A 22,068-nucleotide genomic window follows, 5' to 3' on the forward strand; every position below is an offset into this window, starting at 1 on the left:
TTCCCTTGACAGTGCCAGGGCAAACACTTCTATTCCGCTTCTCCAGCAAGAGGTACCACGGTTGACGCTGCCGAAGCTCAAGATCCTGCTCTGCGCGCCGCGCGGCTTCTGCGCCGGCGTCGACCGGGCGATTCAGATCGTCGATCTGGCGCTCGCCCGTTATGGCGCGCCGGTCTACGTGCGGCATGAGATCGTCCACAACAAATACGTGGTCGAAGAACTCCGCGCCAAGGGCGCCGTGTTCGTCGAGGAACTCGACGAGATTCCAGCTACCGACCAGCCGGTGATCTTCTCGGCGCACGGCGTGCCGCGCTCGGTGCCGGCGGCGGCCGCAGCCCGCAACCTCTTCCAGCTCGACGCCACCTGCCCGCTGGTCACCAAGGTGCATCGCGAGGCGGAGATCCATCACAAGAAGGGCCGGCACGTGATCCTGATCGGTCATGCCGGTCATCCCGAGGTGATCGGCACCATGGGCCAGTTGCCCGAGGGGTCGGTGACGCTGATCGAGACGGTGGACGATGTCGGCAAGCTCGATTTTCCCGCCGGCACGGTGCTTTCCTACACCTCGCAGACCACGCTGTCGGTCGACGATACCCGGATGATCGTCGAGGCGCTCTCGCTCCGCTATCCGGACATCGTGCCTCCGCATAAGAGCGACATCTGCTACGCCACGACCAACCGGCAGGCGGCCGTGAGGGCCGTGGCGCCCCAGGTCGACGCCATGCTGGTGGTGGGCGCTCCCAACTCCTCGAACTCGCAGCGCCTGCGCGAAGTGGCGGCCCGCGAGGGTTGCGCCCGCGCCTTCCTGATCCAGCGGGCTTCCGACCTCGATTGGGATGCGCTCGACGGCATCGCAACGCTCGGCATCACCGCCGGCGCCTCGGCGCCGGAAGTGCTGGTCGAGGAGATCATCGACGCCTTTGCCACCCGTTACGAGGTGACGGTGGAGACCGTGCGAACGGCCGAGGAAACCATCGCCTTCACCCTTCCGCGCCCCTTGCGCGACATCACCGACCATGGGGCCGACAAGAGCGGCCCGGAGCTCTAGAATGGCCGTCTACACGGATGTTTCCGACGAGGAGCTTTCCGATTTCCTGACCCGCTACGACATCGGCGCGCTGGTCTCCTGCAAGGGCATCGCAGAGGGCGTCGAAAATTCCAACTTCCTGCTCGGCACCGAGACGGGGCGCTTCATCCTGACGCTCTACGAGAAGCGGGTGAACGAGGGCGACCTGCCATTCTTCCTCGGCCTGATGGATCATCTGGCCGACCGGGGCATCAACTGCCCGCAGCCGGTTCGCGATCGCGACGGTGAGGCGCTCGGCCGTCTTGCCGGCCGTCCGGCCACCATCGTCAGCTTTCTTGACGGCATGTGGGTGAAGCGGCCGGAGGTGAGCCATTGCGGCCAGGTGGGTGAGGCACTGGCCCGCCTGCACAAGGCCGGTGAAGGCTTTTCCATCCGTCGACGCAACGGCCTCGGGCCGGACGGCTGGCCGCCACTCTATGCCGGCAGCGCCGATCGCGCCGACGAGGTGCTTACCGGCCTCGGCGGCGAAGTCGAGACCGAACTCGCCTTCCTCCAATCCAACTGGCCGAAAGACCTGCCGGAAGGCGTCATCCACGCCGATCTCTTTCCCGACAACGTGTTCTTTCTCAAGGGGCAGTTGTCCGGGCTCATCGATTTCTATTTCGCCTGCAACGATTTCCTCGTCTATGACCTCGCCATCTGCCTCAATGCCTGGTGCTTCGAGCCGGACGGCGCCTTCAATATCACCAAGGGTCGGGCGATGCTCTCCGGCTACACCTCTGGACGGCCGCTGACCGACGCCGAAATGGACGCGCTGCCGGTGCTCTGCCGCGGGGCGGCGCTGCGCTTTCTGCTGACGCGCCTCTACGACTGGCTGATGACGCCGCCCGGCGCCCTCGTCCGCAAGAAGGATCCGCTCGAGTATTACAAGAAGCTGCGCTTTCACCGGACCGCGACGACGGCGAGCGCCTATGGCCTCGAGCTCGCCGGAAGCGGCGCATGAGCGTGGGCAGACGCGTCACCGTCTATACCGACGGCGCTTGCTCGGGCAATCCCGGTCCCGGCGGCTGGGGAGCAATCCTCGTCTACGGCGACAAGAGCAAGGAGCTTTGCGGCGGCGAGCAACTGACCACCAACAACCGGATGGAGCTGACCGCTGCCTGCGCGGCGCTCGAAGCGTTGACGCGCCCCTGCGCCGTCGATCTCTATACCGACAGTCAGTATGTGAAGGGCGGCATCACTGGCTGGATCTTCGGCTGGAAGCGGAACGGCTGGAAGACCGCCGACAAGAAGCCGGTGAAGAATGCCGATCTCTGGCAGCGGCTCGAGGCGGCACGCGAGCGCCATAGCGTCGACTGGCACTGGGTGAAGGGGCATGCCGGCCACGACATGAACGAGCGGGCCGACGAACTGGCCCGCCTCGGCATGGCGCCGTTCAAGCCAGGCTACGTGCCGGCGCCTCCGGAGAGCGGCGATGCCGCATGACCCGGCACCGATCCTCATCGTGGCCAACCCGGTGGCGGGCCATTTCAGCCACCGGCGCCTGATGCGGCTCGCCGACCGGTTGGACCGGCTCGGTCTCGGATTGGATATCCGGTTGACCCGCCATTCCGGCGAACTGACGGACATCGCGGCCGACCTGCCGTCCTCGGTGCGCACGCTGGTGGTTGGCGGTGGTGACGGCTCCATCAACGAGGCGATCACCGGCATCATCCGGCGCGACGGCGACGGCCCTGCCCTCTCCGTCCTGCCGTTCGGCACGGCCAACGTGCTGGCGCACGAACTAGGTTTGCCCTTTTCGCCGGAGAAGCTGGCCGAGCGCATCGCGGCAGACCGCAGGGCGCCGCTTCATCTGGGCATGGTGGGCGAGCGCCCCTTCGCGCTGATGGTGTCGGCCGGTTTCGACGCCGACATCGTCCACGCCGTCGACGCCCCGTTCAAACGGCGCTGGGGCAAGCTCGCCTACGGCTGGCGCGGCCTGACCCTGGCGCTCACCCGAAAGGGCCGTGATGTCACCGTCATCGCCGACGGCGAGACGATCGCCTGCCGGATCGCCGTGGTGACCACGGCGCGCTTCTATGGCGGCCCGCTGATGATCACGCGGCACACCCACGCTACCGAGCCGGGCTTGCGCCTTGTGACGCTTGCCGAGGACAGCCCGGCAACGCTGCTCCGCGCCGCCGTCGCGCTTGCGCTCGGTCGTCTCGACAGGCTGGCCGCAGTTCAGGATCGAGCCGTGCGCGAGGTCCGCTTCTCAGGTGACGGCATCCTCATGCAGATCGACGGCGATCGCATGGAAACGACCGGCGCGATCGTGCGCGCCGGCCAGATCATCGAGGTCATAAGCTGAGCCTCAGAGCCTTTCGACGATGCTGGGTGCGGCCGAGCAGGTGGTCTCGCTTGCCTTCTCTTCGACCTGCAGGTCTTTCACGACACCATCTTCGACAATCGCGGCGTAGCGCCTGGAACGCACGCCCATGCTGGCACCGAAATCCTGACTGAGGCCGATTTCCTTGGCGAAAGCCGCCGAACCGTCGCCGAGAAAGAGGATCTTGTCGCCCGCGCCGAGCGTGTTGCGCCAGGCGCCGAGCACGTAGGCGTCGTTGACGGCCACGACCGCGACCGTGTCGATGCCCTTGGCCCTGATCTCGTCGAACTTCTGAATGAAGCCGGGCACGTGGTTCTTCGAGCAGGTGGGGGTGAACGCGCCGGGCACTGCCACGAGAACCACCTTCTTGCCGGCGAACACGTCATCGGTCGTGATTTCCGTCCGGCCGCCATCGGCGGTCGGCGTCAGGAAGGTGAACGCGGGCAGTTTGTCTCCGACCTTGATCATGTCCGTATCCTTTCACAGGGTTGATACCCGTGATTATACTTATTCAGCCGCAGCGTCGAGGCGACGGATGATCTCGTAGGCCCCGTCCTTCTCGGCCAGCACGAAGCTCAGCTCGACACCGTCCACCCCGGTCGCCCGCGAAGGTCCTTCAAGTGCAATGGTGAAGCGGCGGCGCCCGCCATCGATGCCGACGGGCGCGGGCGGCGCGGCATACCATTTGGCCGGACCGGTTACGAACAGGTCGACGAGACGTCCGTCATCGACGACCGATACGTCGACGCTGCCCCTGGCCGTCTTGGCATCGAAGCCGAAGCGATCGATGGCCAGGCGATCGTCGTCGGACCGGACCGGCACGCGCGCCTCGAAGGCGGCGATCTCGGCGCTGGCAGCCGCATCGACGGCGGCGGCCGGGTCGAGATGCGCGGTGACGTCCGCCTCGGCCGGCACACAGATTTCGGCGCAGAGGCCATAGAGTACGTGGATGGTCAGCGCCACTGGGTCGTCCGCTTCCTGTGGCACCACCCGGATCGGCAGGAGAAGGCGGCCCGTGTAGATCATCGACGTGCCGGTACCATCGGTATGGCGAACCGGGACGGGATAATCGACGCTGAACTCCTTGAGGTTGTCGCTGCGGGCCACGTCGAAGATCGGCGGGATGCCGGCATCTCCGGGATTGCGCCAATAGGTATGCCAGCCCTTGGGCAGGTCGAGTTCCAGCGCCGTCCGATAGGCGCCGCCCTCGATGCCGCCCGCGACAACGAGGCGCGCTTCAACCGACGGAACCTCGAAAGCCCAGACCGGCGCCGCAGGGCCGAGGAACAACGCCAGGAGAAAGGCAAATCGCAATGGGGCCGATGTCTTCAATGCAGTTTCTCGGTTCTGGGAAGCGTTCGCGACTAGATAGCATCAGGCACGCCTGCGTCCCTACGAAAAAGCGTCGGGGCAGACGGTCCAAGATCACAATCTCGTGGTTGAGACCTTGGATGCGGCGACATCCGTCATTGTCATTATCGGCAGTATTTTCTGTTTCTTAAGAGCTGTTGGGATTGATGGGTACACCTTTTGTATATGCCGGCGAGGACGAAATGCGCCTGTCGATTCAGAAATCGATTATTCTCGTGATTTCAACCCTCAGCCTGGTCCTTCTGGCACTGACTGGCAATGGGGTCTGGTCGGCCTATCAAGCATGGTCGACGGCGGAAACGTTGAGCCGTCTCGCCGGCGTCGAGCGCAACCTGTTCGATGCCATGTCCAACTTCCGGATCGAGCGTGGTGACACGCCTCTGGCTCTCGGCGTGCCGCCTGAGCAGAATGGCGACGCGCTCAAGGCGATTGCCGAGCGTCGCGCTGCAACCTCGGCCGGCCTGGAGGCGACGATCGCCGGCTTGGGGGCGATCGACGATGCGGCTCTGAAACAGGCGCTCGACGATCTCAAGGCCCGGCGCGACGCGCTTCAGGCGTTGCGGGCGGCCGCCGATGCCGAACTCGCCAAGCCGCTCGCCGAGCGCGACAAGACGGTAGGGAAGAATTATCTCGCCGGTGGCAATGACATTCTGACCGCGATGGACGCCGCGACGGGTACCATCGAAAGCAGCATGCAGACCATGGCCCCGGAGCTTGCCGCCCTGGTCAATGTCCGGGCTCTCGCCTGGAATGCCCGTAGTTACGCCGGCATCACCGTGACGGGGCTATTGCCCGCCGTCACAGAGAAGCGTCCGTTCCGCGACGGCGAGGCAGCGCCGATCACCGCTGCCTTGAAGCAGGCGCAGTCGCTGTGGGACCTCGTGCGCAGCATGGTCGCCTCGCCCGGCATTCCCGAGGCCGTCAGGCAGAGTTTTGCGGAGGGCGACGCAGCCTTCTTCACCGGCGATTTCCGCAAGCTTCATGACGAGCAGATCAAGAAGATGACCTCCTGGCAGCCGCCGAGCGTCAAGCTCGCCGATTGGCGCCAGAAAGGCACCCAGGCGACCACGGCGGTCGGCAATGTGGCCGGCACCGCCATCGAGGCTCTCGGCGCACGGGCCGGCGGCTATTCGGCCGCCGCCAGCCGGCAGCTCGCCATCAATGCGGGCATGCTCGCCATTACCGTCCTGTTGTCAGTTGCCGCCGCCATCATCACCCGCGTCCGCCTCGGCCGGCCGATGGCGCTGATGACCGCCGCCATGAGCCGGCTGGCCGCCAACGACACGTCCGTGGAGATCCCGGGCCTCGGCCGCAAGGATGAGATCGGAGCGATGGCTGCCGCGGTCGAAGTGTTCAAGACCAACGCCATCCGGGTCAGCGAGCTGGCCAGCGAGGCGGCCGAACGCGAGGCCGGCGAAGCAGCCGAACGCCAGCGGCTGCGCGATGAGACGGCCGCAGCCTTTGAGAACACCGTCGGCGGCGTCCTGCAACGCGTCGTCGCCGCCATCGACCTTTTGCACGGTGCGGCCGAGACCCTGACCGGCAACGCGGAGGAAACGGCGATGCAAGCGGCGTCGGCCGCGGCCGCCGCCAACCAGGCGACGGCCAACGTCCAGACGGTCGCCGGCGCCACGGAGGAGCTGTCGTCGTCGATTTCCGAGATCGGCACCCGCGTCGCGGCCGCCGGCTCGGTCGCCACCGAGGCGCGAGAGACCGCCGCGACCACGCGTGAGAACATCGCCAGCCTGCAAGCGGCCGCCGATCAGATCGGCACCATCGTCGAGCTGATCGACAGCATCGCCGGCCAGACCAATCTTCTGGCTCTCAACGCCACCATCGAGGCGGCGCGGGCCGGCGAAGCGGGCAAGGGCTTTGCCGTCGTGGCGGCGGAGGTGAAGCAACTCGCCGACCAGACGTCGAAAGCGACATCGCAGATCTCCCGCCAGATCGGTGGCATCCAGTCCTCGACGGGCACGTCGGCCACCTCGATCGGTGCCATCGCCGAAATCATTCACCGCCTCAACGAAATATCCGGTGCCATTGCCACCGCCGTCGAGCAGCAGTCCGGCGCGGCGAGCGAGATCGCCCACAATGTCAGCGAGGCGGCGCGCGGAACCGCCGCCGTGTCGGAAAATGTCGAAGGCATCCGGAAGGCTTCGGAGCACACCAGCACCGTGTCGGCCACCGTTCTATCGGCCGCCGATGACCTCGCGACGCAGGCCGGTGAGCTGCGCCGGGCGATGGATGAGTTTTTGGTGACGCTGCGGGCGGCGTGATGTTCCGACTTTCAACGCGTTAGGCGACGGGAGATGGCAGGCACCGCCTCCCTCCTCGCTTTCATGCCTTGAATAATCGCCATGGCGGTTCATATTGGTCATTCGGAGCCTACGAACCCCGGGAAGCACCATGGCCGGAAAGGCAGCCTATCTCGACGGTAAGTTCCTGATCGCCATGCCGGCGCTCGACGACGGTGAGTTCGGGCGCTCGGTGATCTACATGTGTGCCCATTCGCCCGAAGGCGCGATGGGCCTCGTCATCAACAAGCCGCTTGACCACCTGTCCTTCCCAGACCTCCTGGTCCAGCTCGAAATCATCCCCGATGAGAAACGAATCCGCCTGCCGTCGGAAGCGCGGGACATGCGTGTTCACCAGGGCGGCCCGGTCGACACCGGCCGCGGCTTCGTGCTGCATACGTCCGACTTCCACCTCGATGCGTCGACGCTGCCGATATCCGAGGATCTGTCGCTGACGGCGACGGTGGAAATCCTGAAGGCGATTGCCGAGGGACGCGGACCCGAGCATTCGCTCCTGACGCTGGGCTACGCCGGCTGGGCACCGGGCCAGCTTGAAAGCGAGATTCAGGCCAACGGCTGGCTCATCACCGACTCCGATCCCGACATCATCTTTTCCGCCGCCGACAGCGACCGCTACCGCCGGGCACTCGCCACGCTGGGCGTCGATCTCGCCGCACTGTCGCCGGTGAGCGGCCGGGCCTGATCACATTGCGGCTTTCTCGCGTGCCACGGCCCGCCACCCGATGTCACGGCGGCAGAAGCCATCGGGCCAGCGGATGCGGTCGACAGCCTCGTAGGCCTTGGTCTGCGCCTCGGACACGCTGTCGCCGAGCGCGGTGATGGCGAGCACCCGCCCCCCGTTCGAGACGATCCCGCCGTCCTTTGCGGCGGTGCCGGCGTGGAACACCGATATATCCGGCAGTGCGGTGGCTTCATCGAGGCCCTCGATGCGGCTGCCCTTGCTGTAGGGTCCAGGATAGCCGTTCGCCGCCATCACCACTGTCAGCGCCGTGCGCTCATCGAAATTGGTGGTGTGACCTGACAGGCGTCCTTCGGCGGACCTCAGCATCAACTCGAGAAGGTCGGACTTGAGCCGCGGCAGCAGTACCTCGGTCTCGGGGTCGCCGAAGCGGACGTTGTATTCGATCAGCTTGGGGCCGTCCGCCTCGATCATCAGGCCGGCGAACAGCACGCCGACAAAGGGCGTGCCGCGCCTGGCGAGGCAGCGGACCGTCGGCACGACGATCTCGTCCATGATGCGCAGCTCCATCGCCTCGTCGACCACGGGCGTCGGCGAATAGGCGCCCATGCCCCCCGTGTTGGGGCCAGTGTCGCCATCGCCCACCCGCTTGTGGTCCTGGGCAGCGGCGAGCGGCAGCACATCGATGCCGTCGCTGATGGCAAAGAAGCTCGCCTCCTCACCGACGAGGCAGTCCTCGATCACCACCTCGGCGCCGGCAGCCCCGAAGGCGCCGGAGAAACAGGCGTCAATGGCATCGAGCGCCTCCTCGACTGAGGATGCCACGACGACGCCCTTGCCGGCAGCGAGACCGTCGGCCTTGACGACGACCGGCGCACCGCGACCGAGCACGTAGGCGCGAGCCGCCTCGACATCGTCAAAGCGGCCATAGGCGGCGGTCGGGATGCCCGCCTCGGTGCAGAGTTCCTTGGTGAAGGCTTTCGAGCCCTCAAGCCGGGCCGGCTCTTTCCTGGGGCCGAAAGCCTTGATGCCGGCGGCGGCAAGATCATCGACAAGACCGGCGACCAGTGGCGCCTCCGGCCCGATCACCACGAAATCGACGCCTTCAGCCTTGCAGAAGGCGATCACGGCAGCGTGGTCGGCCGGGTCGATGGCGACGAGATCGGCGACCGTGGCGATGCCGGCGTTGCCGGGCGCGCAGGTCAGACGCGTCAGCTTCGGAGAATTGCGAAGCGCCAAGGCTATGGCGTGTTCGCGTCCGCCGGAACCGATAAGGAGCACGTGCATCTCTGGGCCTCCAACGTCGCCAAGCCGATGCCGCGCGCCTTACCATGGCGGGCCGTGGAACAAAAGGCCGGAGGGGGATGCGGCCGGCGATTTCCGCGACTAAGCTGTCGCGCGTCAACAACGGGACGGCTAGACTTCCCTTATGAACGCGCCTGATTCCGAAGAGATCGTCATTCCCGATGCCAAGCGCGGCAATTGGGTCGACCGGCTGTTGCCGGCCGGCGCCAAGCCCTACGCGCAGCTCGCCCGGCTCGATCGGCCGATCGGCTGGTGGCTGCTTCTCCTGCCCTGCTGGTGGTCGCTGGCGCTGGCAAGTGGAGCGGCCGGCCTGGCCTTTCCATCGCCCTGGCATGCGCTGCTGTTTTTCGTCGGGGCCGTTGCGATGCGCGGCGCCGGCTGCACCTATAACGACATCGTCGACCGGGACATCGACGCCGCCGTGGCACGGACGCGAGCGCGACCCATCCCCTCGGGCCGCGTCAGCGCCGCCGGAGCAGTTGTCTTCCTGGTGCTGCAGGCGCTGGTGGGCCTCGCGGTTCTGCTCCAGTTCGACCGCTTCTCGATCATTCTCGGCCTCTGTTCGCTGGTGCCGGTGGCGATCTACCCGTTCATGAAGCGGATCACCCATTTCCCGCAGATCGTGCTGGGCCTCTCCTTTTCCTGGGGCGCCCTGATGGGTTGGAGCGTGGTGTTCGGCCGTCTCGATGCGCCGGCCGTTCTCATCTACGTGGCGGCCATCCTCTGGACCTTCGCCTATGACACGATCTACGCCCACCAGGACCGCGAGGATGACGCTCTGATCGACCTCGGCTCGACGGCGCGCTATTTCGAGCGGTCGACGCCGAAGCTGCTGACCGTCTGCTACGGCGCCGCCGTGCTGCTGCTCGGCGTGGCCTTCTATCTCGCCGACGCCAAGATCATTGCCTTCGTCGGTCTGGCAGCCTTTGCCCGCCATCTCGCCTGGCAGGTGGAGAAGTTCGACGCCGACGACGGCGAACTATGCCTTAGGATCTTCAAATCCAACCGCGATGCCGGTCTTGTCCTGACGGCCGGCCTCGTCATCGACGGGCTGCTCAAAGGCATGTAGCCGGCCTCCGTTCAACGGACGCCGGCTACGGAACGCTTTCTGGAGTATGGTTACTCGTAGCTGATGATCTCGCGCCAGTCGCGCAGAACCGGCATTTCGCCAGCGGCGCCCATCTTGCGGCGAACCAGGAAACGCGGCCGGCGTTCGGACATGGATGCGTGGCGACGCCGCGGCGCCGGCTCGCCAACCGGAACCGATGCCTGAGGACCGACACGCTCCGCACCGGAAGCCGTGACCAGCAACATCGGCAAGCCGAGCCGACTGGACCAGCCCTGCCAATCGGCGGCGGCGGCCTCCATGTCGCGGGTTACAGTCAGCGGAATCGACATGGCCGGATCGCGATGCCGCAGCTCGACATGGGCGGTCAGGTCACCAGCGGCGTTGGGCTCGATCCTGACCGAGACGCCCTCGAAGGCGGCGAACGGCAGGCTGAGCGTCAGCGGCAAACCGGACAATTTGCGTTGGACGACGACGCCGTCATCATCCATGTAGATGGCGGCTTCCTGAACAGGCCGACCGGCCTGCCCGACGTTGACGCACCACTTGGCCGGCAGATGCCCCGGATCGAGCCTAAGCGCCGTTTTCAGGCCCAGGGGAGTGGCTCCCGTCATGCTCTTTGCCTCACTCGAAATCTTTTGACTATCCCTGTCGGGCCAAGCGTCATTTTTTGCGCCCGGTCCCGAAACCATGGCGAGCATAGGTCGAACGTCATCCCCGGCGGCTTAAGGGATTGGGTAAACTTTTTCTCGATTTTTGAGAGGGTTAGCGGAGTCTGAAGCGCCAAATCGCAGCAGGCCGTCAACCCTCGGTCAACCTTCGTTGACAACGAAGCTCCGGCCACCATGCCGGCTGCCGGGCCGGAACGACCCATAAAAGGCTTGCACGTCAAATGCTTGGCCGGCACAGTCCAAAGGCGGGTGAAAGACGCTTACGGTGAAGACCGGCAAGGAGTTGCCGCAATTCTGTAGGAGGAAGGCGGCGACAAGGCTTGTCGGCCGGCACCCCCAAGCCCTAAACACGGAACTCCCCGAACCGATCGGACACCCGCATGAGCGATCTCGTCGACCTCGACCAACTGACCCAACAGGCCGCCCGCCTTGTCGAGGCGGCGCGCGCTGCCGGCGCCGATGCCGCCGATGCCGTTGCCGTTCGCTCCGTCAATCAGGTGGCGAGCGTCCTCAAGGGCAAGGTCGAGAAGATCGAGCACGCCGAGAATGACGATTTCGGCCTCCGGGTGTTCGTCGGCGACCGCAACGCCACCATCTCGGCGACGCTCGGCTCGGATGTGGAAGCACTGGCCGCCCGCGCCGTGGCCATGGCCCGCGCCGCGCCTCCCGACCGCTTCGCAGGCCTTGCCGACCACGCCCTGCTGGCCACCTCCTGGCCCGATATCGATCTTCTCGACGAGACGCCGGTCTCCGCCGCCGACCTTGCCGAGCGCGGCAAGGCGGTCGAAGCGGCGGCCATGGCCGTCGATGGCGTGACCAATACCACCGGCGCCAGCGCCTACTGGGCGCGCGGCGGCATGGCGCTGGTGACTTCGAGCGGCTTCTCGGGCGCCTATGAATCCTCCGGCCACGGCCATTCGGTCGCGGCCATCGCCGGCAGCGGCACTGGCATGGAACGCGACTGGGACTCGTCATCGAAGACCCACCTCGCCGACCTCGAAAGCGCCGAGACCGTCGGCACCCGGGCCGGCGACCGCGCCGTGCGCCGCCTCAATCCGCGTCAGGTGGCGACCCAGACGGCAACGGTGGTCTATGACCCGCGCGTTGCCACCAGCCTGATCGGCGCGCTGATCGGCGCCATTTCGGGCGCGTCGATCGCCCGCCGTTCGTCCTTTTTGAAGGATCGGCTCGGTCAGCAGTTGTTCGGTCCGAACATCCGAATCACCGACGATCCCTTGCGGCGACGCGGTCCCGGCTCGCGCCCCTTCGATGGCGAGGGCGTCGGCGCCGCGCCGCTGGACCTCGTCGAGGACGGCGTCCTCAAGACGTGGCTGCTCGACAGCGCCACGGCGCGCGAACTCGGCCTTGAGACCAACGGCCGGGCCGGCCGCGGCACGGGCGCGCCGAACCCCTCGTCCACCAACGTGCTGCTGCATCCGGGCGATCAATCGCCGGCCGAGATGATCGCGGCTGTGGGCACCGGCCTCTACGTCACCGACTTCATCGGCCACGGCGCCAATCTCGTCACCGGCGACTACTCGCGCGGCGCCGCCGGCTTCTGGATCGAGAATGGCGAGATCGCCTATCCGGTGGCCGAGATCACCGTCGCCGGCAACCTTCTCGACATGTTCCGCGAACTGGTGCCGGCCGACGACATCGAGTTCCGCTCGGCCTTCACCGCGCCGACGGTGGCCATCGGGGGACTGACGATTGCCGGCCGCTGACAGCGCACGCATCGACGAGGACACAGCGCTCCTTTCGGACGCGGCGCTCGCCGCCGCCAGCATCGGTCTGTCCTTCTTCCGCCGCGATCCGCGGGTCTGGAAGAAGGACAACGACTCGCCGGTCAGCGAGGCGGACCTCGCCATCGACCGTTTCCTGAAGGAACGGCTTCTGGCCGCCCGCCCCAACTACGGCTGGCTGTCGGAGGAAACGGAGGACGATCCGGCCAGGCTCGGCTGCGAGCGGGTCTTCGTGGTCGATCCGATCGACGGCACCCGGGGTTTCATTGCCGGTTCCGATCAGTGGACCATTTCGCTCGCCGTGGTCGAGAACGGGCGACCGGTGGCGGCGGCACTCCTGCAGCCGTCGGTGAGCCATCTCTACACCGCCGGCCATCGGCGCGGCGCCTTTCTCGACGGCAACCGCCTGCGCTTGCAGCCGCGCTCCAGCCTTGCCGGAGTGCGCGTCGCCGGACCGGCCGTGCTGATCTCGCGCCTGTCCAGGCCGGTGCCAACGTTGAGGAGCCGGGGCTATGTCGCCTCACTGGCGCTCCGGATCGCCATGGTCGCCGACGGCACGCTCGACCTCGCCTTTGCTCGCGGCGGGGCCCATGACTGGGACCTCGCGGCCGCCGACCTGATCGTGGCCGAAGCGGGCGGAACGCTTGAGACCATCGACGGCGCGCCGATGGTCTACAACCGGCCCGATGCCCATCATGACAGCCTCGTCGCCGGTCTGCCGACGCTGACGCGAGCGGCGGCGGCGGCAATCGGCCCTTACTGAACAGGCACCCTTGCAAAATAGGCCGGGCTTGACGAAAAGAAGCTGGGCGGCCTGCGGGAGGTGCCCGGTGCGGAAGGCGGAGTTTCATGACGACCGAAGTCACCTCAAAGCAACTGCTTCATCTGGTCATCGGCGGCGAGATGAAGGCGCTCGACTCCACTGAGTTTGCCGATATCAATGCCATCGACATCGTCGGGGCCTTTCCCAACTATGCCGCCGCCTATGCCGCCTGGAAGCAAAAGGCGCAGGCCACCGTCGATCAGGCGCAGACACGCTATTTCATCGTCCACCTGCATCGCCTTCTGGACCCGTCGACCTGATGCCGAGCCTGAACGAACGACACGTCGAGACGCTGCACGCGCAGCGTCTTTTGTTCCCGGAGATGCCGCTTGCCACTTGATCGGAAAATCCTTGGCAGCGCGCCCGTCAGCCGTGCCCTGTCGCATCTGCTCGCCTGGCATGTTCTGACCGTATTCCGCACGGCCCGCCTGACGGTGGTGCCGGCCGAGGCGTTCGATGTGGCGCGGGCCGAGGCGCCGGCGATCTTCACCTTCTGGCACGGCCTTGCCATGATGACGCCACGCGCCGTGCCGATCGACCTGCCGATCGTGCCGATGATCGCCCGCAACGCGGCGGCCGGTGTCGTTGCCGATGCCGTCGGCACACAGGGCATCCGAACCATCAGGGCCTCCGGCTCGCAAGGAGCCCATACCCAGCACAGGAAAGGTGGGGCTGCCGGCTTCCGCCAAGCCTTGCGGGAGCTCAAAGCCGGCAACTCCGTGCTGATGACCGCCGACGTGCCGAAAGTGTCCCAGGTCTCCGGCAAGGGCGTCATCCATCTGGCCCGACTGTCCGGCCGGCCGATCATTCCCATCGCCTATGTGTCGCGTTACGGCCTTCGCTTCAACAACTGGGATCGCATGGTGGTGGACCTGCCCTTCTCGCCGGCCACCCTCCGGCACGGCGCGCCGATCCGCGTTCCGGCCGATGCCGATGACGAGGCCGTCGAAAGGCTGAGGCGCTACCTCACCGAAGAGCTTGATCGGATCACGCAAGACGCCTACGAACGCACGGGAATCGCGGGGAAGTTCATACCCGGTCCAACCAACCAAGACCCTGCCGCCGATGGCTGATCTCGGAGACGCGCTGCTTTCGACGTGGATCGCCCTGACCCGGCTTGTCAGCCCGGTCGGCGCGATCATCGTTGGCGCGCGTCGGCGTCGCGGCAAGGAAGATCCGGCTCGGTCAGCCGAACGCCTCGGCCATCCTTCCGCGCCGCGGCCGGAGGGACCGCTCGTCTGGGTGCATGCGGTCAGCGTCGGCGAAGCGATGGCTGCGATGCCGATGGTGGATCGGCTGATCGCCGAAGGCAAGGGCGTGCTGGTCACCACGGTCACCACCACCTCGGCCGCGCTGGTCGGCCATCGGTTGAGACCGGGGCTGATCCATCAGTTTGCTCCGCTCGACCTTGCCGGCCCGGTCGATCGCTTTCTTGCACATTGGCGCCCGGATCTGGCTCTGTTCGTCGAAAGCGAGATCTGGCCGGTGGCCATCGGCCGTCTTGCGGATCATGGCATACCCCTGGTCGTCGCCAATGCCAGGCTGTCGCCGCGCTCGTTCCAGGGCTGGCAACGGGCAACGCCCGCGGCCAGGGCGGTGTTTCGCCGCATGTCGCTGGTGCTCGCCCAGACCGACGACGACGGCGCGCGCTTCTCCCGGCTCGGGGCGCCTGAGGTGACCGTAACCGGAAACATCAAGTTCGATGCCGGTCTGCCGGATGTCGGCGTCGCGGATCTCGACGCGTTGCAGGATGGCATCGGTGAGCGGCCGATGGTGCTTGCGGCCTCCACGCACCCCGGCGAGGACGAGGTGGTGCTGACGGCGTTCCTGAAGCTCAGGGAAAGTCGTCCGCAGGCGCTGCTCGTCATCGTGCCTCGCCACCCGGTGCGCGGAAGCGACATCGCGCTTCTGTCGCAAGCGGCCGGCCTCGAGACGCGCCGCCGCGGCGCAGGAGATGCTCCGGACGCCACGACCGACGTCTATGTGGCCGATACGCTCGGCGAGCTGGCCGCTTTCTTCCGGCTCGCCGACGTGGTGTTGATGGGGGGAACCTTCATCGACGGCATCGGCGGTCACAATCTCATCGAGCCAGCCCGCCTCGGCGCCGCCGTCGTTTGCGGCCAGTATTTTTCCAACTGGCTCGACATCTACCGTGCCTTCATCGAAGCCGGCGGCCTTAAGGTGGCCCGATCAACAGACGAACTCGCGAATGCGACGCTGAGCCTCATCAACGATCCCGCTCTCAAAGCCACTCAGGCCGCGGCCGGCCAGCGGGTCGTGGCGGGCTCAGCCGGTGCCGTAGCACGCACCATAGAGGCGATCACGCCGCTGATCGGGCGACACGCAGGTGGCGGTCCATGCTGACACCGGCCTTCTGGTGGAAACGCAAGGGTATTGCCGCCCTGCTGCTGGCACCGATCGGCCTCCTCTATGGCGCTGTCACAGCGCGGCGCATGCACCGACCTGGCGGGGCCGAGCCACCACTGCCTCTGGTCTGCGTCGGCAACTTCGTGGCCGGCGGCGCCGGCAAGACACCCACCGCCATCGCATTGGCCCATTCGGCACGCTCGGTCGGTCTCGACCCTTGCTTTCTCACCCGCGGTCACGGCGGCCGCCTCAAGGGACCGCTGCTCGTCAACATCGACCGTCACACGGCGGCCGAGGTTGGCGATGAAGCCCTGTTGCTCGCCCGCGTGGCGCCAACGGTGGTGTCACGCCGGCGCGCCGATGCCTTTTCTCTTCTCAAGGCGACCGGCACCGACCTCTGCATCATGGACGACGGTTTTCAGAACCCGTCGGTGAAAAAGACCTTCAGCTTCGTGGTCGTCGATGGCGCGGTTGGCGTGGGCAATGGCCTGCCGCTGCCGGCCGGCCCGCTCCGGGCACCGCTTCGGCGGCAGATGCTGCTCGCCGACGCAATCATCGTGTATGGCGACAGCAAGAACGGCCAGCGCATTGTCCGCACCGCAGCTCGCGCCGGCAAGCCGGTATTCCGGGCGGCGCTGGTCGCCAACGCAGCGCCTGCCGACCCGCGCCGCCGGCTCTATGCCTTCGCCGGCATCGGCCGGCCGGAGAAGTTCTTCCGCTCGCTCGAGGACGAAGGCTACCGCCTCGCCGCCCGCCGCGCTTTCCCCGATCACTATCCCTACCGTTTCCAGGACTTGGCCCATCTGCTCGACGAGGCCGACATGCTCGATGCGGTGCCGGTCACCACCGAGAAGGATGCGGTGCGGCTGCCGCGCGGCATCGTCGGCAGCAACTGGTCGCGCGATCGCGTCGCCGTCTTCGGCGTGCACACACGCTTTTCCGAAGAGCATGCAGTGGGGTCGCTGCTTCTCGACATCCGCCGACGCTGGATGGCGCGGCATTTCAGCTGAAATCTGCGTCGGAAGCCGAGCCTGTCGGCGCCCCGCTCAGCGGGCGCCGGTGTGCCGACGATAGGCCGTCAGCGCCGCCTCGGCATCGATATAGGGTTCCTGGTGCTCGACGGACCAGTATTTCAGGTCCTGCAGCAGGATCGGACGGCCGGTGATCGCGCAGCGGACGTAGTTTCCGTTGCGAAGGATCTGGTAGTCGCCGTCGAGGTAGCGGATCTGCGCCTCGCCGCCGCCGAAAGGGGTGTCCGTGCTGTTCAACATGGAAGGTGAATAACCTCCGCCCGACCGCCGCGCAAGAGGTTCATGCCCTGGCAGCGAGGCGGTCGATCGACCGTCCGGCCAGCCAGAGGGCCGGCAGGCCGAACAGGGCGGCCCCGATGCTCCACCAGAGGATCACCGCGTCGGCGCTGCCAAACCAGATGCCGAGCCAGCAGAAAGGCAGCGTGCCGAGCGTGGCGCGGCCCCAGTTGAACATGGTCGAGTAGGACGCAAAGCCGAGGTTGTTGAAGGCGGCGTTAGCAACGAACAGCGCGCCGGTGAAGATGAAGGTGGGCGCCGCCCATAGGCAGTAGAAGGCGATCATCTCCGCAACGCGGCCGGTCGCCTGGAAGGCCCAGTTGATGGCATCGGTACCGAGGAACAGCAGCAGCCAGATCGCTGCCACATAGATGGCCGTGAACAGGGTGCTGTCGGCCAGCGTCTTGCGAACCCGGTCGAAGCGGCGGGCACCGACATTCTGGCCGAAGATGGCGCCGACCGAACCGGTGAGCGCGAAGATGCCGGCAAAACACAGCGGATAGATGCGGCCGATGATCGACCAACCGGCCACCGCTTCGGTTCCGAAGCGGGCGACATAGGCGGTGACGATCATGTTGCTGATCGGCGTCGCAAGGTTGGTGAGGATGGCCGGGAAGGCAATGGTGAGGAGCGGCGCGATGTCGTGGCGGACGCTGTCCATCGTCGGGCGTGCCAGCGCATTGAGGCGCGGGACCAAGCCATACCAGCCGACACCGATCGCCACGAAGCGGATCAGCACCGTGACGATGGCGGCGCCGGTGACGCCGAGGTCGAGCGCGAAGATGAAGATCGGGTCGAGGATCGCCGTCGCGGCGGCACCAGAGACGTTGATCCAGAGCGTCATGCGCGGTGCGCCGAAGGCCATCAGCACGCCACCCATGGCCATGCTGAGGGCGAGCGGCGGCATGCCCAGCATGGTGATCCAGAGGAAATGTCGGGTCACCTCGAACTCGCGCCCAGCAGCGCCGAGCAAGGCAAGGCAAGGGTCGAGTACCATGGCGATCGCCAAGGTCACGGCGCTGGTAGCGGCGAAGGAAATGATCAGACCGGAGGTGGCGACACGCCTCGCCGCGGCCCGATCGCCGGCGCCGATCCGCCGGGCGGTCAGCGCCGTCACGCCGATGGAGAAGCCGATGCCGACCGAGACCAGCACGAACAGCACGGCGCCGGCATAGCCCATGGCCGCCGTCAGCACTTCGTCGCCGAGGAGCGAAATATAGAGGAGGTTGACGAGGTCGACGGTGAAGATCGCCATCAGCCCCAGCGAACCAAGGGCGGTCAACGCCACCACGTGGCGGAACACCGATCCTTCCACATAGGCGGCGTCGGCGGGCGCACTGGCGGCATGCGTCATCTTGGACCTCTCGCGATCAGAAGCAGGCGAAACGACGGGAGGCCCGTCGGCTCAGTTCAGCATGTCGCCTGTAGCATCCTGGAGGTCCTGAATCTGGCAGCTTTGTTCGCCAGTGATGCCGGTACAAACCTCGACCGAGCCCCGGTGGATCATGTCGATCGAAACGTAAAAGATGACCAGGAGGCCAACCCAGGCGATCCAGCGGAAACGGTGCAGCAGGCGAGCGATCAGCGTGGCCGCGGCGCCCATCAGCCCCACCGAAAGCAACAGGCCGATCACCAGAATACCCACGTGGTCGCGCGCCGCACCGGCCACAGCCAGAACGTTGTCGAGCGACATGGAGACGTCGGCGAGGATGATCTGGGTGAGGGCCTGACGGAAGGTCTTGCCGGACGAGGCCGGCGTCACGTCACAGGCGGCGGAATCAAGCGCCTGCTCGGCAGCTTCCACGCCGCGCTCCTCCTCGTGTCGGCTCGACCAGATCTCGCGGAACATCTTCCAGCAGACCCAGAGCAACAACACGCCGCCGGCCAGCGTCAGGCCAACGATGGCAAGGAGGTGGGTGGTGATGATCGCAAACAGAATGCGCAGGGCAACGGCGCCGCCGATGCCCCAGAAAATCACCTTGCGCCGTATGGTGGGATCGACGCCGGCCGCCGCCATGCCGACGACGATGGCATTGTCACCGGCCAGCACGACGTCAATGAAGATGACCTGTGCCAGCGCAGCGAGTTCAGCCGACAGAAAATCCATTGAAAACACGGCGTCCGTCCCAACCCTGTTCGGCGAGACGCCGATATCCGCCGGGCATATTCCCGGATGCCGGTGAGGTAAGGCGTTGGGGCGAGAATTTCAATGCTCGACGAGAATTTAAGTCCTCGTCATTTCTACGGACACGTCGCTGAGGAGGCCGTAGGCAACCAGCGCCGCTTCAAGCGCCGAAGGGGTGGTGAAGACAGCGGCGGCAAGACCGGCGGTGCGGGCGCCTTCCACATTCTCCGGCATGTCGTCGGTGAAAAAACTCTCCTCCGGCCGGAAGCCCAGTCTGTCGAGGGCACGCTGAAACACCCGAGGATCCGGCTTCATCGTCGAGAAGGCGGACGAGACCAGAAAGCGGTCACCGACGAGGCGCGCCAGATCCGGGGCCAGCGTTTCGCGGTAGGCATGCACCAGTGGACCGTTGTTGGTCAGCACGCCGACCGCCATGCCCTCGGCCAGCAGCCTTTCGATGAGCGCGAGTGTGCCGGGAATGAGACGCATGCCGAGCCGGCGCGCCTCAACCCAGTCGTCGATGGCAAGCGGGTAGCCGAGGCGATCGCGCCAGGAGGCGATGTAAAGCTCCGGCGTCGGAAAGGCGCCGCCGTCGGCGGCGGCCTCCAGCCCCTCACCCCAGATGCGTTCATTGATGAAGGCCGGATCGAGGCCGGTCACGCTGGAAAGATGGGCGATGCGATCGGGACGCGAATAGGCATAGACGACATCGTCCATGTCGAACAAGGCAAGACGAATGGGACGCATACTTCCTTCTCTTTGCGGTCGCACGCGCCGCCGAAAACCAGGGCCTTATCCGAGCCCCGCGAAATCAGGTCGCGGTACCGCCGACGGTCACCTGATCGATCCTCAGCGACGGCTGGCCGACACCGACCGGCACACTCTGGCCGGCCTTGCCGCACATTCCAATACCCCGGTCGATCTCAAGGTCGTTGCCGATCATCGACACGCGCTTCATCGCGTCGGGGCCGTTGCCGATCAGCATGGCGCCCTTGATCGGCTCGCCGACCTTGCCGTCGCGCACGCGATAGGCCTCGGTGCAGTCGAAGACGAACTTGCCGGAGGTGATGTCCACCTGCCCTCCCGAGAAGGACACGGCGTAGATGCCGTCCTTCACCGAGGCGATGATCTCCTCGCGGCTCTTGTCGCCCGCGAGCATGTAGGTGTTGGTCATGCGCGGCATCGGCACATGGGCGTAGGACTGGCGGCGCCCGTTGCCGGTGGATTTGGCCCCCATCAGGCGGGCGTTCTGGCGGTCCTGCATGTAGCCGACGAGGCGGCCATCCTCGATCAGCACCGTCTTGCCGCTCGGCGTTCCCTCATCGTCGATGGTCAGCGAGCCCCGCGCGTCCGGCAGCGTGCCGTCGTCGACGATGGTCACACCCTTCGCCGCCACCTGCTCGCCCATCAGGCCGGCAAAGGCGGAGGTCTTCTTGCGGTTGAAGTCGCCCTCAAGGCCATGCCCCACCGCCTCGTGCAGCAGCACGCCGGTCCAGCCCGGTCCGAGAACGACATCGAAGGTGCCGGCCGGTGCCGGCTTGGCCTCAAGATTGACCAAAGCCTGACGAAGGGCCTCGTCGACGGCATGCTGCCAGCGCTCGGGCGTGATGAAGCCGTCGAGCGCCAGACGGCCGCCCTCGCCGTAGGAGCCGCTTTCCTGGCGGTCGCCGCTGCCAGCAATCAGTGATACGTTGACGCGGACCAGCGGACGCACATCCCGGAGATGGACGCCGTCGGCGCGGACGATCTCGACGATCTTGTGGCTGGTGGTGATGGATGCCGTCACCTGCCGCACGCGCGGATCGCGGGCGCGCGCCCAGGCGTCTATCTCGGAGAGCAGCGCCACCTTGTCGGAGAAGGCCGGCGAGAGCAGCGGATTGACGTCGCCGTAGAGCTTGCGATTGGTCGGGCGCGGAGGCTCGGCAAGCGTGCCGGAATAGCCCATTGAGACCGCCTTCACCGCGTCGGCGGCGCGGCGCAACGCCTTCTCAGAGAGATCGTCGGCATGGGCGTAGCCGACCGCCTCGCCGGCCACCGCCCTCAGGCCGAAGCCCTGGTTGACGTCATAGGTGGCGGTCTTGAGGCGGCCGTTGTCGAAGGTCAGCGCCTCGCCTTCCGCGCGCTCCAGATAGAGTTCGCCATCGTCGGCGCCGGCGAGTGCGTCGCGAACGAGGCGCTGCGTCGCGTCGGGATCGAGACCGGCGAGGGCGAGAAGATCATGGCGTTCGGTCATCGGCGGCGGCGTCCCATGGTGAGGAGGATCGGATCCTCATAAATGCAAACGTCCGGATATTTTGTCCGGACGCGCAACATGTCGTGTTTCCGGCTGGGCCGTACAAGTGCGGCCGCTCACGGCAGGGCGTCGAAGCCTTCCTTGAAGCCCTTCAGCGAGATCGGAATGCCGATACCGTCCTCGGGCGAATCGTAGATGATGAACAGCGCCTTGCCGCCACCTTCGAGCTGGCCGATCAGGTCGTCCTGCAACACCACCTCGGCGTAGCAGCCGCGCGCCCGGCAACGGACGAAACCGACGCGGCCGATGTCCTTGTCGTCGATGCGGAGGCCGAGGCCGGCCATCAGGTAGACGCCGAGCGGCGCCAGCACGCGCATGATCCTGGCCTTCTTGTCGACCGTCTTCACGATCAGCACGGACAGGCCGATGTTGTCGCGATCCTCGGCGGTGACGTTCTGCACCATGGCGCATTGCTTGTCGCGGGCGCCCACCGGCTGGTCGCAGCGGATCTGCCAGTCGCCGTGCACGGATTCCACCTTGCCGTCGACGAACTCCTGCGCTGCCGCCGAAGAGAGCGTCGCCGGCAACGAGCCCAGGGCGAGCAGAACGGAAAGGCAGGCGGAAAGAACGGTCCTCATGACGGTCATGATCCTCTCGTCAACGTCCCAG

The 22,068-nt window shown here is 66.3% G+C and carries 23 protein-coding genes; 13 read left to right on the forward strand and 10 right to left on the reverse strand.

The genetic code is table 11. The annotated features are described in order from the left end of the window. The first annotated feature begins 61 nt into the window (after positions 1–61). Genes ispH through CXZ10_RS18200 form a run of 4 tightly spaced genes read left to right on the forward strand, consistent with a single transcriptional unit; the run spans position 62 to position 3,377 of the window. The gene (ispH, locus tag CXZ10_RS18185) at positions 62–1,048 is read left to right on the forward strand and encodes a 4-hydroxy-3-methylbut-2-enyl diphosphate reductase (RefSeq protein ID WP_244617202.1); all 987 of its coding nucleotides are present in this window, start codon (positions 62–64) and stop codon (positions 1,046–1,048) included. A gap of 1 nt (position 1,049) precedes the next feature. Next, the gene (locus CXZ10_RS18190; protein ID WP_101290782.1) at positions 1,050–2,030 is read left to right on the forward strand and encodes a homoserine kinase; all 981 of its coding nucleotides are present in this window, start codon (positions 1,050–1,052) and stop codon (positions 2,028–2,030) included. Continuing rightward, positions 2,027–2,512, forward strand: coding sequence for a ribonuclease HI (gene rnhA, locus CXZ10_RS18195; protein ID WP_101290783.1), 486 nt, complete (start codon positions 2,027–2,029; stop codon positions 2,510–2,512). Before CXZ10_RS18190 ends, rnhA begins: the two co-directional genes overlap by 4 nt. Further along, a complete protein-coding gene (locus CXZ10_RS18200) occupies positions 2,502–3,377 on the forward strand; it encodes a diacylglycerol/lipid kinase family protein (protein WP_101290784.1) in 876 nt (291 codons plus the stop codon). The genes rnhA and CXZ10_RS18200 overlap by 11 nt, the downstream gene beginning before the upstream one ends. 3 nt (positions 3,378–3,380) lie before the next feature. On the opposite strand, the gene CXZ10_RS18205 is transcribed toward CXZ10_RS18200, so the two are convergent. Then, positions 3,381–3,863 (reverse strand): peroxiredoxin, encoded by a 483-nt coding sequence (locus CXZ10_RS18205; RefSeq protein ID WP_101290785.1) that lies wholly within the window; start codon positions 3,861–3,863, stop codon positions 3,381–3,383. Between the two features lie 39 nt (positions 3,864–3,902). Further along, complete coding sequence (locus CXZ10_RS18210; RefSeq protein ID WP_101290786.1) at positions 3,903–4,727, reverse strand: protein-disulfide reductase DsbD domain-containing protein; 825 nt, start codon at positions 4,725–4,727, stop codon at positions 3,903–3,905. Between the two features lie 221 nt (positions 4,728–4,948). Here CXZ10_RS18210 and CXZ10_RS18215 point away from each other — a divergent pair, with 221 nt between their 5' ends. Both CXZ10_RS18215 and CXZ10_RS18220 read left to right on the forward strand, forming a co-directional pair. Next, entirely contained in the window at positions 4,949–7,042 is a 2,094-nt protein-coding gene (locus CXZ10_RS18215) for a methyl-accepting chemotaxis protein (protein WP_180336071.1), read from the forward strand. 130 nt (positions 7,043–7,172) lie between these two features. Next, positions 7,173–7,763, forward strand: a complete 591-nt coding sequence (locus CXZ10_RS18220; RefSeq protein ID WP_101290788.1) for a YqgE/AlgH family protein — start codon at positions 7,173–7,175, stop codon at positions 7,761–7,763. Here CXZ10_RS18220 and purD read toward each other — a convergent pair whose 3' ends face one another. Beyond that, positions 7,764–9,047, reverse strand: a complete 1,284-nt coding sequence (purD, locus tag CXZ10_RS18225; protein ID WP_101290789.1) for a phosphoribosylamine--glycine ligase — start codon at positions 9,045–9,047, stop codon at positions 7,764–7,766. It abuts the gene before it with no gap. Between the two features lie 142 nt (positions 9,048–9,189). Here purD and ubiA point away from each other — a divergent pair, with 142 nt between their 5' ends. Further along, entirely contained in the window at positions 9,190–10,134 is a 945-nt protein-coding gene (gene ubiA / locus CXZ10_RS18230; protein ID WP_101290790.1) for a 4-hydroxybenzoate octaprenyltransferase, read from the forward strand. Positions 10,135–10,184: 50 nt separating this feature from the next. On the opposite strand, the gene CXZ10_RS18235 is transcribed toward ubiA, so the two are convergent. Continuing rightward, complete coding sequence (locus CXZ10_RS18235) at positions 10,185–10,745, reverse strand: DUF6101 family protein (RefSeq protein ID WP_101290791.1); 561 nt, start codon at positions 10,743–10,745, stop codon at positions 10,185–10,187. A gap of 437 nt (positions 10,746–11,182) precedes the next feature. Here CXZ10_RS18235 and CXZ10_RS18240 point away from each other — a divergent pair, with 437 nt between their 5' ends. From CXZ10_RS18240 to lpxK, 6 genes are all read left to right on the forward strand, one after another. After that, positions 11,183–12,526: a TldD/PmbA family protein gene (locus CXZ10_RS18240; RefSeq protein WP_101290792.1), complete on the forward strand. Its 1,344-nt coding sequence runs from the start codon at positions 11,183–11,185 to the stop codon at positions 12,524–12,526. Further along, the gene (locus tag CXZ10_RS18245) at positions 12,513–13,307 is read left to right on the forward strand and encodes a 3'(2'),5'-bisphosphate nucleotidase CysQ (protein WP_101290793.1); all 795 of its coding nucleotides are present in this window, start codon (positions 12,513–12,515) and stop codon (positions 13,305–13,307) included. Before CXZ10_RS18240 ends, CXZ10_RS18245 begins: the two co-directional genes overlap by 14 nt. An 86-nt stretch (positions 13,308–13,393) precedes the next feature. Further along, positions 13,394–13,627 carry a DUF4170 domain-containing protein gene (locus tag CXZ10_RS18250; RefSeq protein WP_101290794.1) on the forward strand — a complete coding sequence of 78 codons (234 nt, stop codon included), beginning with the start codon at positions 13,394–13,396 and terminating at the stop codon, positions 13,625–13,627. A gap of 69 nt (positions 13,628–13,696) precedes the next feature. Continuing rightward, positions 13,697–14,440 carry a lysophospholipid acyltransferase family protein gene (locus tag CXZ10_RS18255; protein WP_101290795.1) on the forward strand — a complete coding sequence of 248 codons (744 nt, stop codon included), beginning with the start codon at positions 13,697–13,699 and terminating at the stop codon, positions 14,438–14,440. Next, the gene (locus CXZ10_RS18260; RefSeq protein ID WP_101290796.1) at positions 14,433–15,731 is read left to right on the forward strand and encodes a 3-deoxy-D-manno-octulosonic acid transferase; all 1,299 of its coding nucleotides are present in this window, start codon (positions 14,433–14,435) and stop codon (positions 15,729–15,731) included. The genes CXZ10_RS18255 and CXZ10_RS18260 overlap by 8 nt, the downstream gene beginning before the upstream one ends. Further along, positions 15,725–16,744: a tetraacyldisaccharide 4'-kinase gene (gene lpxK, locus CXZ10_RS18265; RefSeq protein WP_101290797.1), complete on the forward strand. Its 1,020-nt coding sequence runs from the start codon at positions 15,725–15,727 to the stop codon at positions 16,742–16,744. The genes CXZ10_RS18260 and lpxK overlap by 7 nt, the downstream gene beginning before the upstream one ends. A gap of 36 nt (positions 16,745–16,780) precedes the next feature. On the opposite strand, the gene CXZ10_RS18270 is transcribed toward lpxK, so the two are convergent. The 6 genes from CXZ10_RS18270 to CXZ10_RS18295 form a co-directional block, all read right to left on the reverse strand. Next, a complete protein-coding gene (locus CXZ10_RS18270; protein ID WP_101290798.1) occupies positions 16,781–17,005 on the reverse strand; it encodes a DUF2093 domain-containing protein in 225 nt (74 codons plus the stop codon). 40 nt (positions 17,006–17,045) lie between these two features. Further along, positions 17,046–18,395: an MATE family efflux transporter gene (locus CXZ10_RS18275; RefSeq protein ID WP_101290799.1), complete on the reverse strand. Its 1,350-nt coding sequence runs from the start codon at positions 18,393–18,395 to the stop codon at positions 17,046–17,048. Positions 18,396–18,446: 51 nt separating this feature from the next. Then, positions 18,447–19,148 (reverse strand): TerC family protein, encoded by a 702-nt coding sequence (locus CXZ10_RS18280; protein WP_101290800.1) that lies wholly within the window; start codon positions 19,146–19,148, stop codon positions 18,447–18,449. A gap of 117 nt (positions 19,149–19,265) precedes the next feature. Next, positions 19,266–19,913 carry an HAD family hydrolase gene (locus tag CXZ10_RS18285; RefSeq protein ID WP_101290801.1) on the reverse strand — a complete coding sequence of 216 codons (648 nt, stop codon included), beginning with the start codon at positions 19,911–19,913 and terminating at the stop codon, positions 19,266–19,268. Between the two features lie 64 nt (positions 19,914–19,977). After that, positions 19,978–21,399 carry a metalloprotease TldD gene (gene tldD / locus CXZ10_RS18290; protein ID WP_101290802.1) on the reverse strand — a complete coding sequence of 474 codons (1,422 nt, stop codon included), beginning with the start codon at positions 21,397–21,399 and terminating at the stop codon, positions 19,978–19,980. A gap of 116 nt (positions 21,400–21,515) precedes the next feature. Then, complete coding sequence (locus CXZ10_RS18295) at positions 21,516–22,046, reverse strand: invasion associated locus B family protein (RefSeq protein ID WP_101290803.1); 531 nt, start codon at positions 22,044–22,046, stop codon at positions 21,516–21,518. Positions 22,047–22,068: the final 22 nt, after the last annotated feature.

This window comes from Pleomorphomonas diazotrophica, from assembly GCF_002844595.1.
GTDB lineage: Bacteria > Pseudomonadota > Alphaproteobacteria > Rhizobiales > Pleomorphomonadaceae > Pleomorphomonas > Pleomorphomonas diazotrophica.

Excerpts from the sequence above, each read along its gene's own strand:
- CXZ10_RS18260 (WP_101290796.1), top strand. The coding sequence starts at position 14,433 with ATGGCTGATCTCGGAGACGCGCTGCTTTCGACGTGGATCGCCCTGACC.
- CXZ10_RS18295 (WP_101290803.1), bottom strand. The coding sequence starts at position 22,046 with ATGACCGTCATGAGGACCGTTCTTTCCGCCTGCCTTTCCGTTCTGCTC.
- CXZ10_RS18205 (WP_101290785.1), bottom strand. The coding sequence starts at position 3,863 with ATGATCAAGGTCGGAGACAAACTGCCCGCGTTCACCTTCCTGACGCCG.
- tldD (WP_101290802.1), bottom strand. The coding sequence starts at position 21,399 with ATGACCGAACGCCATGATCTTCTCGCCCTCGCCGGTCTCGATCCCGAC.
- CXZ10_RS18285 (WP_101290801.1), bottom strand. The coding sequence starts at position 19,913 with ATGCGTCCCATTCGTCTTGCCTTGTTCGACATGGACGATGTCGTCTAT.
- CXZ10_RS18270 (WP_101290798.1), bottom strand. The coding sequence starts at position 17,005 with ATGTTGAACAGCACGGACACCCCTTTCGGCGGCGGCGAGGCGCAGATC.
- rnhA (WP_101290783.1), top strand. The coding sequence starts at position 2,027 with ATGAGCGTGGGCAGACGCGTCACCGTCTATACCGACGGCGCTTGCTCG.
- CXZ10_RS18190 (WP_101290782.1), top strand. The coding sequence starts at position 1,050 with ATGGCCGTCTACACGGATGTTTCCGACGAGGAGCTTTCCGATTTCCTG.
- CXZ10_RS18250 (WP_101290794.1), top strand. The coding sequence starts at position 13,394 with ATGACGACCGAAGTCACCTCAAAGCAACTGCTTCATCTGGTCATCGGC.
- CXZ10_RS18280 (WP_101290800.1), bottom strand. The coding sequence starts at position 19,148 with ATGGATTTTCTGTCGGCTGAACTCGCTGCGCTGGCACAGGTCATCTTC.
- ubiA (WP_101290790.1), top strand. The coding sequence starts at position 9,190 with ATGAACGCGCCTGATTCCGAAGAGATCGTCATTCCCGATGCCAAGCGC.
- CXZ10_RS18220 (WP_101290788.1), top strand. The coding sequence starts at position 7,173 with ATGGCCGGAAAGGCAGCCTATCTCGACGGTAAGTTCCTGATCGCCATG.
- CXZ10_RS18200 (WP_101290784.1), top strand. The coding sequence starts at position 2,502 with ATGCCGCATGACCCGGCACCGATCCTCATCGTGGCCAACCCGGTGGCG.
- CXZ10_RS18235 (WP_101290791.1), bottom strand. The coding sequence starts at position 10,745 with ATGACGGGAGCCACTCCCCTGGGCCTGAAAACGGCGCTTAGGCTCGAT.
- CXZ10_RS18215 (WP_180336071.1), top strand. The coding sequence starts at position 4,949 with ATGCGCCTGTCGATTCAGAAATCGATTATTCTCGTGATTTCAACCCTC.
- purD (WP_101290789.1), bottom strand. The coding sequence starts at position 9,047 with ATGCACGTGCTCCTTATCGGTTCCGGCGGACGCGAACACGCCATAGCC.
- lpxK (WP_101290797.1), top strand. The coding sequence starts at position 15,725 with ATGCTGACACCGGCCTTCTGGTGGAAACGCAAGGGTATTGCCGCCCTG.
- CXZ10_RS18275 (WP_101290799.1), bottom strand. The coding sequence starts at position 18,395 with ATGACGCATGCCGCCAGTGCGCCCGCCGACGCCGCCTATGTGGAAGGA.
- CXZ10_RS18240 (WP_101290792.1), top strand. The coding sequence starts at position 11,183 with ATGAGCGATCTCGTCGACCTCGACCAACTGACCCAACAGGCCGCCCGC.